Annotated in this window: 9 protein-coding genes; 4 read left to right on the top strand and 5 right to left on the bottom strand. The window is 37.0% G+C overall.

Annotated elements, in window-relative coordinates:
* Positions 1-566 (bottom strand): phosphorothioated DNA-binding restriction endonuclease (locus HMPREF0693_RS14020; protein WP_050765215.1); only part of this gene is annotated, 566 nt, incomplete at its 3' end.
* Between the two features lie 873 nt (positions 567-1,439).
* Between HMPREF0693_RS14020 and HMPREF0693_RS14015 the strand changes: the two genes are divergently transcribed.
* Positions 1,440-1,697, top strand: coding sequence for a helix-turn-helix domain-containing protein (locus tag HMPREF0693_RS14015; protein WP_004246153.1), 258 nt, complete (start codon positions 1,440-1,442; stop codon positions 1,695-1,697).
* 475 nt (positions 1,698-2,172) lie between these two features.
* Here HMPREF0693_RS14015 and prfH read toward each other — a convergent pair whose 3' ends face one another.
* From prfH to deoC, 4 genes are all read right to left on the bottom strand, one after another.
* Positions 2,173-2,784: a peptide chain release factor H gene (prfH, locus tag HMPREF0693_RS14010; RefSeq protein WP_004246152.1), complete on the bottom strand. Its 612-nt coding sequence runs from the start codon at positions 2,782-2,784 to the stop codon at positions 2,173-2,175.
* Positions 2,784-3,920 carry an RNA ligase RtcB family protein gene (locus tag HMPREF0693_RS14005; protein WP_036932474.1) on the bottom strand — a complete coding sequence of 379 codons (1,137 nt, stop codon included), beginning with the start codon at positions 3,918-3,920 and terminating at the stop codon, positions 2,784-2,786. Before HMPREF0693_RS14005 ends, prfH begins: the two co-directional genes overlap by 1 nt.
* A 266-nt stretch (positions 3,921-4,186) precedes the next feature.
* A complete protein-coding gene (locus tag HMPREF0693_RS14000; protein WP_004246149.1) occupies positions 4,187-4,963 on the bottom strand; it encodes a DeoR family transcriptional regulator in 777 nt (258 codons plus the stop codon).
* Positions 4,964-5,018: 55 nt separating this feature from the next.
* Positions 5,019-5,687 (bottom strand): deoxyribose-phosphate aldolase, encoded by a 669-nt coding sequence (gene deoC / locus HMPREF0693_RS13995; protein ID WP_004246148.1) that lies wholly within the window; start codon positions 5,685-5,687, stop codon positions 5,019-5,021.
* A 179-nt stretch (positions 5,688-5,866) separates the two neighbouring features.
* Between deoC and rbsK the strand changes: the two genes are divergently transcribed.
* From rbsK to HMPREF0693_RS13980, 3 genes are all read left to right on the top strand, one after another.
* Positions 5,867-6,787 carry a ribokinase gene (rbsK, locus tag HMPREF0693_RS13990; protein WP_004246147.1) on the top strand — a complete coding sequence of 307 codons (921 nt, stop codon included), beginning with the start codon at positions 5,867-5,869 and terminating at the stop codon, positions 6,785-6,787.
* Between the two features lie 216 nt (positions 6,788-7,003).
* Positions 7,004-7,918 carry an N-acetylmuramic acid 6-phosphate etherase gene (gene murQ, locus HMPREF0693_RS13985; RefSeq protein ID WP_004246146.1) on the top strand — a complete coding sequence of 305 codons (915 nt, stop codon included), beginning with the start codon at positions 7,004-7,006 and terminating at the stop codon, positions 7,916-7,918.
* A gap of 39 nt (positions 7,919-7,957) precedes the next feature.
* Positions 7,958-9,322, top strand: coding sequence for a PTS transporter subunit EIIC (locus HMPREF0693_RS13980; protein ID WP_004246145.1), 1,365 nt, complete (start codon positions 7,958-7,960; stop codon positions 9,320-9,322).
* The last annotated feature ends 19 nt before the right edge of the window (positions 9,323-9,341 follow it).

The raw sequence follows: 9,341 nt of genomic DNA, 5'->3' as shown, positions 1-9,341 counted from the left end.
TGAGCGGCTTCTAGGCCAACCACGGCGCTATCATAACGTAGATTATAACCGCATATAGCACACTGATAATTGTAAGCACGTAAGATATTTTTTCTAAAAGTGGGATCTCGGTTTTGGCGAATTTCTTGTAGGGAAAAATCAAGACGGTTAGCAATAACTTCTTGAACATTATCAGGGAAGTGTTCACTTAAAATCTGTTGTGCTAGCTTATTGATTAAACTTGGCTTTTTTATAAGAAGCTGATAGCTTTCTTGGTCAAATCCACCTAACACATTTTGCTGAATTAATTTATTTTTCGATGGTTGCTTATTATCTTTTGATAGATCGCTCTCTTTTGGTTGTTGCAATTCCCAAAAACCATCGCGAACTAATCGCCAGAAAGGCAGATTTGGATAATGCTCACGGCGAGATGGGCCAAAATTAATCAATAATTCTAATAACTGTTGATGAATTTCATTACCATAATTAAATAGTCGTGGATGGCCTTTGCGGTACTCGGAAAGCGCTAATAAGAGTAACAGTGGTTTATGGGGCGCTCTGTTATCACCTTTACGCCAGATCGTGATATTAGAATTTTCTGTTGTAGGATTTTTTGAGTATACATGGGTATTTTAGATAATAAGTGAATGGCTGAATGATAGCGAATGCGAAAGTTTATTAATATAGTCGTATAAAATCTTATTTTATAGAAGAAGTACAGAAATATGTTTAATTATTCATATCTGTTATAATAACATTGTTTTTTAATTTCTTTGCAACATCTTGATACTTAACGTAACAATAGTGATTTTAATGTCTCAAACATCTTCCTCACTCTATTAAATACAATATAAAAATAAAATGGTAAAACATCCTCTAATCGCTCATTTTTTTTGATTTTACTATTAAAAATGGTTTTATCTTTATTTTAAAGATTCTAATAGGTAAATCTGTTTTATTATAGAATAACAACCATTCTTACATTTTGTACTATTTTTAGTCGTATTTTAAAAAAAATAAAATAATAGACTCAAAATATCTATAAGTAAAAATAGCTAATTATTCTATTCTTTGAAATGCTTATAAGAAAGCATTTTTATGCTATGGTAATATTATAAGTAATATCATATTTGATATATTTTTATAAATATAGTTATTGGTGGAGATTATTTTTATCTTTAAATTTAAAATATATTTTTATTTATACATGCAAGTATTAATTTTTTAACATTATATTAACTGTAAATTAGGCTTTTGTTTAGATAATAATCTTTATTAAGGTAAATTATTAAAATTTAATACTTAAAAAACGCATTTATAGGTATATCTATCTAAGTATTGTTACTACCGATCAATGCTTGTTTTTTGATAGCTGTTAGCTATCGTAATCTTTTTATTGATCGTTTTTATCAATTTGTACTAGAATCATCATTAGGGTTACCTGTCATTGAGGGGCGTATATGATGATCAATACAGTGGTAGGGAAAAGAATACAAAATAGAAGAAAAGAATTAAATATATCAAGTTCGAAAATTGCATTACAGTTAGGGATGACAGAGCAATATTATCTAAAATTAGAAAATGGTTATACTAAGATAACCGTTGATGAATTAATATGTATTGCGATTATTTTGAAAGTGTCACCACAAAGTTTATTACTAAAATCAACTGTTAGTCAGCAAAATAAGGATAGCCAATTAAATAATTATTATCACTAATAATATTATCACAATAGTGCTTTGTTAAAAAATACTCATATAGTAGTAGTTTATTGAGTAATATAGTAATGATAAGAAATTACTTCTAGGCATCTTTGATATTAAAATATAAGTATATATCTTTATTGAACGTCATAAATCAATAATTGATGATGCATATTTGATCGTTTTAAAATGTTTTCTATTACTACTCTATAGTGTTAAAGCTTTGTTTTTATAGTATAAAATCAGGTCTAATGTTAAATGAAATAGTAATTAAAAGTCGTGATAGATGGCTAATCATCACTAAAGTGAATTAATAATAACCCTCTATCTTATACTGATGGCATTTAACATCGCTGATGCGTTTTTATTTTCGCTATCTACTAAGATGTATAACCGATTTTATTATTTAAGATCACAGTGATGGTTTAATTATTAGATTTATTAGTCAGTTAAGCCACGATTTAATAACGTGGCTTTAGTTTTATATGAGTTATTTCGTTATTGGTAAAAACTCACGTCCATAAAAACAATGAGTTGCATTACCACGGATCACTCGGTGATGAGCTAGGTGCCGCTGGTTATTAAATGAAGCTTGCTGTTGGGATAGATAATGATTTAGATGCCAAGCAATAAGCTGTTTCGCTAATTTTTTATTAGCATGTTGGCTTCGCTGAGACTGGATCTTGACGCTAATGCCTGTTGCAATATGCGTCGCTCTGACAGCTGAACTCGTTTTATTAACATGTTGTCCTCCGGGGCCATTGGCGCGCATGGTTTCAAATAAAATTTCGGTGTCTTGGATTTCTTGTGGTGGTTCAAAATAAGCGATACCGATAAACCAATTTTTGCGTTTATGTTTAGGTCTTAAAGTACTTGTACATTGCCATTGCACTGTGCCTGACCATTGTTGTGCGATAGCTTTAGCCTCTGCACCTTTAAGCGATACTAATACTGACTTTAAACCATAACGCGATGGCTCTTGCTCAAGAATTATCACATCAACTTGCCGCTGCTCTGTGACGGTTAGAAAATAATTCAATGTTTTTTCTACCGCTATACAGCATTCTTCGGGGCCTTGTGCTGAAGAAAATTGTAATAACATTATGCTATCTCCCCACTGGTTTTATAAGTAATAACCGGTTTTAAGCGGGCGATAACCTCAATTAAACCAAGACTCCTCATACTTTCTATAACAGTTTCAATTGATTTATACGATTGAGGCGCTTCCTCATAAATTAATTGTTTATTAGCACAAATAATACGGCTACCTAGTGCTGTGCGTGAGAGCTGTAATGGCGTAAATCGATGTGATAAACGGCCTTTACACTCCGTTCGCATCCACTTTCTACCCGCACCATGTGGTAGAGAATGAAGGCTTAATTCAGAGATAATAGGCTTAACGAGATAACTGTGATCACCACGTGAACCAGGAATAACCACAATTTCGTGATGAGCGGGCGTCGCCCCTTTGCGATGTAACCATCCTTGTTGATTATATAATTCGCAAGGCTCTACCAGATTATGGTTAACATCAGTAATAACCGTTCCTTGTGTATGAATTTGTTCCATCATTCTATGGCCAATCAAGTGGCGATTGAGCTTAGCATAATTAAGAGCATGGTCATGGGCTTGTAAGTAGTCATTGGCAGCGTCTGTATTCGCGACCAATCCTTGATGGCCAAATTGCTCTGTGTGAGCACGTAAAATAGATTGCCCTAAACCACGTGAACCACTATGCACCAATAGCAATAATTGTTTTTTATTAATACCACTGTTTGTAAACAATGCTTGATTAATAACTTGGTCAATTTGTTGGAATTCAGCAAAGTGATTTCCACCACCAATAGAGCCTAATGAGTGAGCAAATGGATGATTTTGCATATCTGCAGGTAAATTATCTATCAACCATTCGATGGGCGCGATATCACTCATTTCGCTCAATTTTTTTTCTATTTTATCTAAATTGAGTTTGCTATGGTTAAATTCTGTTTGAAACAGTGTCATACCACAGCCAATGTCATTACCGACTAAAGCAGGGTAAAAACGGTTAACAGAAAAAAAAGCCGCTCCAATGGGATAACCACGACCGGGATGTAAGTCTGGCATGCCAGTGACATAAGCCATTTCAGGAAGTTGAGCGGTTGTTACTAGTTGTTGGATTGCTTTACTTTCAATCCAAGTTTTATCTGAGGCGATATAACAAACGCGATCAGATAAATAATGAACACACTTGTCCATATTCCAATCCATATATTGTAAAGGATAAAAAATAACGTGATTGGCGGACAGTAAAAAGAAAGGATTACTTTTGAGATTGTCCGCAAAGAGTATTCATATTTGTTGTTGTCATGGGATACCTCCTTGCAGTTCTGTGAAATGGAAAATAATAAATCAGGCGAATAGTAATCACTTTTTTTCACTTTAGCAATTAAAAAAGTAGCGTGATTTTTCTTTCTGTTTACCAAAAAAAGTAAATTAGGGAACAGTGAGATTTTTCTTTTGGGTTAATAAATAATTTTAACTGAGCTTTTTCGGCAATAGGCTTCGTAATCATCTGTTAATTTTCTATCGGTGATCACGACATCAAATTGCGCTAAATCCCCCATATTGCCTGTGGCGGTTTCATCGAAGGCGTGGTATTTGGTGAGTAAGATCTTGCGAATCGATTTATCCATCGCTTTTCTTTTCATATGAAGATCATCGATGTTGTAGCAAGAGACACCAAAATCGAGGTGGACACCCTCTGCGGAAATAAAGGCTTTTTTCGGGTTTATGTTATCAAGGTAACAAGGCTGGAGGGGATTATAAAATGAGTCGCTTTTAGGGCGATATTCGCCACCACACAGTAGTACGGTCGCATTTTTCTTTCGGCTTAATGCCAGAAAAACGCGGTGCGAATAACAAATACCAGTAAAGTGTAAACTCTCAGGAATAAGCTCAATTAATGTCGGAATAAGTTGGCCATTATCAAAAAATAGTACATCACCTTCAGACACCATGCCCGCAGCAAGATTAGGAATATGTAATTCTTGGGTTTGATCCGGGGTGATAATATCACTAGTCGATGTGATTAGGTTACTATGAGGTTGTGCCAATGCGACAATATAGCCACCAAGCAGTGACATCGGATAGGGGTTTTCAACATCTGAACTGAGATCACGACGAATGGTCATTTCAGATACTTCAAGGATCCTCGCGGCATCTTTGAGATGGATGCGGCCTGAGCGTTTTATGCATTCGCTAAGGCGACGCAAACGTTCATGCTGTTTGGTCTCTATCACCTAAGGATCCTTCTATTATCGAATAGCGTATCCCATATAACGATACGCTAGGCTATTAGTAATTTGATTCTGGTGCATCTGAATCTGTTACAATCGCAACACTGGCACTTGCACCAATACGTGTTGCCCCCGCTTTGATCATCTTTAAGGCAGTTTGGCGATCACGTACACCACCTGACGCTTTTACGCCCATTTTGTCACCGACAGTTTGACGCATTAAAGCGACATGGTGTTCTGTGGCACCCATTGTACTGTATCCAGTTGATGTTTTAACAAAATCAACACCGACTTCGCAACACATTTCACAAACTAAACGTACTTCGTCGTCAGTTAATAGGCATGTTTCTAGAATAACTTTTAGTGTTGTATTTCCGCAAGCGGCTTTTACCGCGGCAATATCTTGTTTTACAAAATCAAAACGACCACTTTTTAACATGCCAATGTTGATAACCATATCGACTTCTTGAGCACCTTGGCGAATAGCTTCTGCCGCTTCAAATGCTTTGGTTGCTGTTAAGCCTGCACCAAATGGGAAGTCGATAACACAACATACTTTTACATCACTTCCGGTTAGGCAAGTTCTTGCTAAAGGGATATAAGAAGTGTTAATACACACAGAGAAGAAACCGTGTTCAACAGCTTCAGCACATAATTGTTTGATTTGTGCTTCAGTTGTATCTGCAGCAAGTAGAGTATGATCGATATAATTAGCTAATGGACGCATAATCGTTTCCTTAAGAGAAGATTGTTATTTATCACTCATGTTAGTTTGGCAACATAATAGTGAGCTTTTAACGGGATAACAATCACAAATGATATTTAAATAACATGATATTGTTATATATCTATCTAAATGTAACTATTCTAACATTTTAACTTTTTCATTAGGGTGAGAGGGGCACTATGGATATTGCAGTGATTGGTTCAAATATGGTGGATTTGATCACCTATATAGATAGGATGCCAAAAGAGGGAGAAACCCTTGAGGCGCCAGCATTTAAGATTGGTTGCGGCGGGAAAGGGGCAAATCAAGCGGTTGCCGCTGCAAAATTAAATTCTAAGGTGATGATGTTAACCAAAGTGGGAGATGATATTTTCGCAGATAACACCATCATGAATTTAGAGTCTTATGGTATTAATACTCGTTATGTTGAAAAAGTGCCCGGAACCACCAGCGGTGTTGCACCTATTTTTGTTACCTCTCAATCATCCAATAGTATTTTGATCGTAAAAGGCGCGAATCAGCATCTATCTGCTGAAGATATCGATAGAGCCGCGGTGAGTTTAAAAAAATGTCGTATGATTGTGCTGCAATTAGAAATCCCGCTTGAAACGGTCTATCACGCGATTGAGTTCGGTAATAAACATCATATTCCAGTATTGTTTAATCCTGCACCAGCATCGAAAGCTTTAGATATCACTATCGCCGCACAATGTGATTTTTTTGTCCCCAATGAGACAGAGCTGGAAATTTTAACGGGTATGCCAATTAATACGTTGGATGAAATTCGAGAAGCAGCCTACTTTTTACTCGAAAAAGGGTTTAAAAATATCATTGTTACATTAGGTGAAAAAGGGGCGTTATGGGTGAATGGGGAAATTGAGAAATATATCCCCGCCATTGAAGTTAATGCCGTTGATACCAGCGGTGCTGGAGATGCTTTTATTGGCTGTTTTTCTCATTACTATGTGCATACCGGCAATATTGAAGAAGCGTTAAATAAAGCGGTTATGTTTTCGGGTTTAAGTGTCACAGGAAAAGGCACTCAATCTTCTTATCCTAGTATTGAAGAATTTAGCGAATTTTTAAGCTCAGCAAAATAGCCATCAATGAGCCATACCTCTCACAGCTCTCCTGTTTAAAATCAGGAGAGCTTTATTATCAATAAGTTATCTTTTTTACATCGCGTTAAGTTTGTTTTTAGTTGAATGTTTTTACGGTATTGTGATTTTGTTCACAAAATAGTCATCAATAAGATTGAATTAAAATTTCATTAGATGTAATTTTAATTGAAATACTATTTCATTAAGGTTATTACAATGAAAGATGATGCATTGAGTTTATGTCTTCAAAATGAAAGTAACCAAGAGACCGCACAATTTTCTGAGCTAAGTACCTTAGCGTTAGTTTCGTTAATTAATAGTGCCGATATCACCGTGGCCTATGCCGTAAAGAAAGAACTACCCGCAATCGCGAAAGCCGTAGACAAAATTTGTGAACGTCTACGTCAAGGGGGACGCATTTTTTATGTCGGCGCAGGAACAAGTGGCCGATTAGCGGTATTAGATAGCGCGGAATGTCCGCCTACTTTTGGCGTTTCTCCCTCACTGGTACAAGCCATTATTGCTGGTGGGCATGATGCTATGCTTCAAGCCGTTGAGAATATTGAAGATAATCAACAAGCTGCTATCGAAGAGTTGCAACGCCGTGAGGTAAATTCTAACGATGTCGTTATTGGTATCGCTGCCAGTGGTCGCACGCCATTTACAGTGGCTGCATTACAGTATGCAAAGCAGATCAATGCATTAACGCTCTCAATTACTACCCGCGGTAAAGGTATGATGAGTGAAATAGCCGATTTATCCATCGCGCCAGATGTCGGCGCCGAAGTGTTAACAGGCTCGACAAGAATGAAAAGTGGCACGGCTCAAAAAATGATCTTAGGTATGCTAAGTACCAGTGTAATGACTCGTTTAGGTAAGGTGCATAAAAACCTGATGGTCGATGTGGTGGCCAGTAATGAAAAATTACAGCGACGTGCTGAAGGTATTGTGAGTGAAGTGTGTGGGATCACAACACAAAAAGCAGCGGAGTTATTAAAAATGGTTAATTATCATCCGCGAAAAGCCATTTTAATGTATGAGCTTCATCTGAGTGTAGAGAAGGTTGAGCAAATGACACAACGCTATCCTTACCACTCTTTACAACAACAGTTAGCCCTATTTAATGAATAACAATATCAGTCAATCCTCTGAACTCTAGCAGGCACAATTATGGCTAATAAAATAGAACATCTCGACACCTTAGCATCAGAAATAGAAAAACAGGCTGGTGGGTTTAGCAATATCGCAACCTTAACACATTGCATGACCCGTATTCGTTTGATCTTAAAAGATAGTTCGCTATTTAATACCGAAGCATTAAAACAAGTCGAAGGTGTCAAAGGCGTGGTATTTAATGGCGAGCAACATCAAGTCATAGTAGGAATGGGAACGGCCGCCAAAGTTTATTCAATCATGAATAAACGTATGCAAAAAAACACAGATAATAGCGAAGAAACCCCTGCGTCAACACCAGTGAAAAAAGGGTTTTCCATTCGTCGTATGCTAAATACGTTGGCGGCTATTTTTGTTCCTACTATCCCAGCATTAATTGGCTGTGGTTTAATTATGGGGCTAATTAATATTATCCGTTTAGTGGCTCCCGGCTTAGTTGATCAGTTTCCTGAACTCTTTAAGCTATTTAAACTGATCGGAAGCACCGTATTTGCTTATCTCTCTATTATGATAGGTATAAATACGGCTAAAGAGTTAGGGGCTTCAACCTCCATAGGTGCTGTTATGGCGGGATTATTAGCCATGCCGGGACTGGCTGATATCACATTATTTGGTGAGAAATTACAGCCTAATAGTGGCGGGATCTTCGCGGTCTTAATGGTGGTGGTATTCTCTTCAAAATTAGAACTATGGTTTCGCAGTATTGTAAAAGAGAGTCTTGATCTTATTTTAACCCCCTTTGTCACTATTTTAGTTTCTGCGTTAGTGGCGATTATGGTATTCCAACCTATTGGTCATTATCTGAATCAACTATTAGCGCAAGGCGTCTCCTTATCACTATTAAATCATGGTGGCGGTGCGGTTGTGACAGGCGCAGCGTTAGGGGGCAGTTTCTTATTCTTATTACTAACCGGTCTACACCAAGGTTTAATACCGATCCACACTGAAATTTTAAATACCTTTGGGTTAAATTACCTATTCCCTATTTTAGCAATGGGCGGAATGGGGCAAGTAGGCTCTTGTTTCTGGGTTTATTTACGTACTAAAAACCAACGCTTAAAGAAAACGTTAATGGGTGCATTGCCTGTCGGAATTTTCGGCGTGGGTGAGCCTTTATTATTTGGTGTCTCTTTACCTTTAGGTAAGCCCTTTATTGCAGGTTGTATTGGCGGAGCTGCGGGTGGTGCATTAATGGCTTATTTTCAGGTTGGGATCATTATTCCATTTGGTACTGCTGGGTTATCATTAATTCCACTGGTAGGGGATGGGCAGATCATCAAATTCCTTATCGCAGTATTGGGGGCTTGGGTTGTCGGTTTTATTGCCAGTATATTAATCGGATTTACCGATCCAGAAAAATAAGTCAGAAGAAGAAAAGAAA

It is taken from the genome of Proteus mirabilis ATCC 29906, from assembly GCF_000160755.1.
Lineage (GTDB): Bacteria > Pseudomonadota > Gammaproteobacteria > Enterobacterales > Enterobacteriaceae > Proteus > Proteus mirabilis.
This window is presented reverse-complemented; position numbering and strand designations above follow the sequence as displayed.

Excerpts from the sequence above, each read along its gene's own strand:
- HMPREF0693_RS14015 (WP_004246153.1), top strand. The coding sequence starts at position 1,440 with ATGATGATCAATACAGTGGTAGGGAAAAGAATACAAAATAGAAGAAAA.
- prfH (WP_004246152.1), bottom strand. The coding sequence starts at position 2,784 with ATGTTATTACAATTTTCTTCAGCACAAGGCCCCGAAGAATGCTGTATA.
- HMPREF0693_RS14005 (WP_036932474.1), bottom strand. The coding sequence starts at position 3,920 with ATGGACAAGTGTGTTCATTATTTATCTGATCGCGTTTGTTATATCGCC.
- deoC (WP_004246148.1), bottom strand. The coding sequence starts at position 5,687 with ATGCGTCCATTAGCTAATTATATCGATCATACTCTACTTGCTGCAGAT.
- rbsK (WP_004246147.1), top strand. The coding sequence starts at position 5,867 with ATGGATATTGCAGTGATTGGTTCAAATATGGTGGATTTGATCACCTAT.
- murQ (WP_004246146.1), top strand. The coding sequence starts at position 7,004 with ATGAAAGATGATGCATTGAGTTTATGTCTTCAAAATGAAAGTAACCAA.
- HMPREF0693_RS13980 (WP_004246145.1), top strand. The coding sequence starts at position 7,958 with ATGGCTAATAAAATAGAACATCTCGACACCTTAGCATCAGAAATAGAA.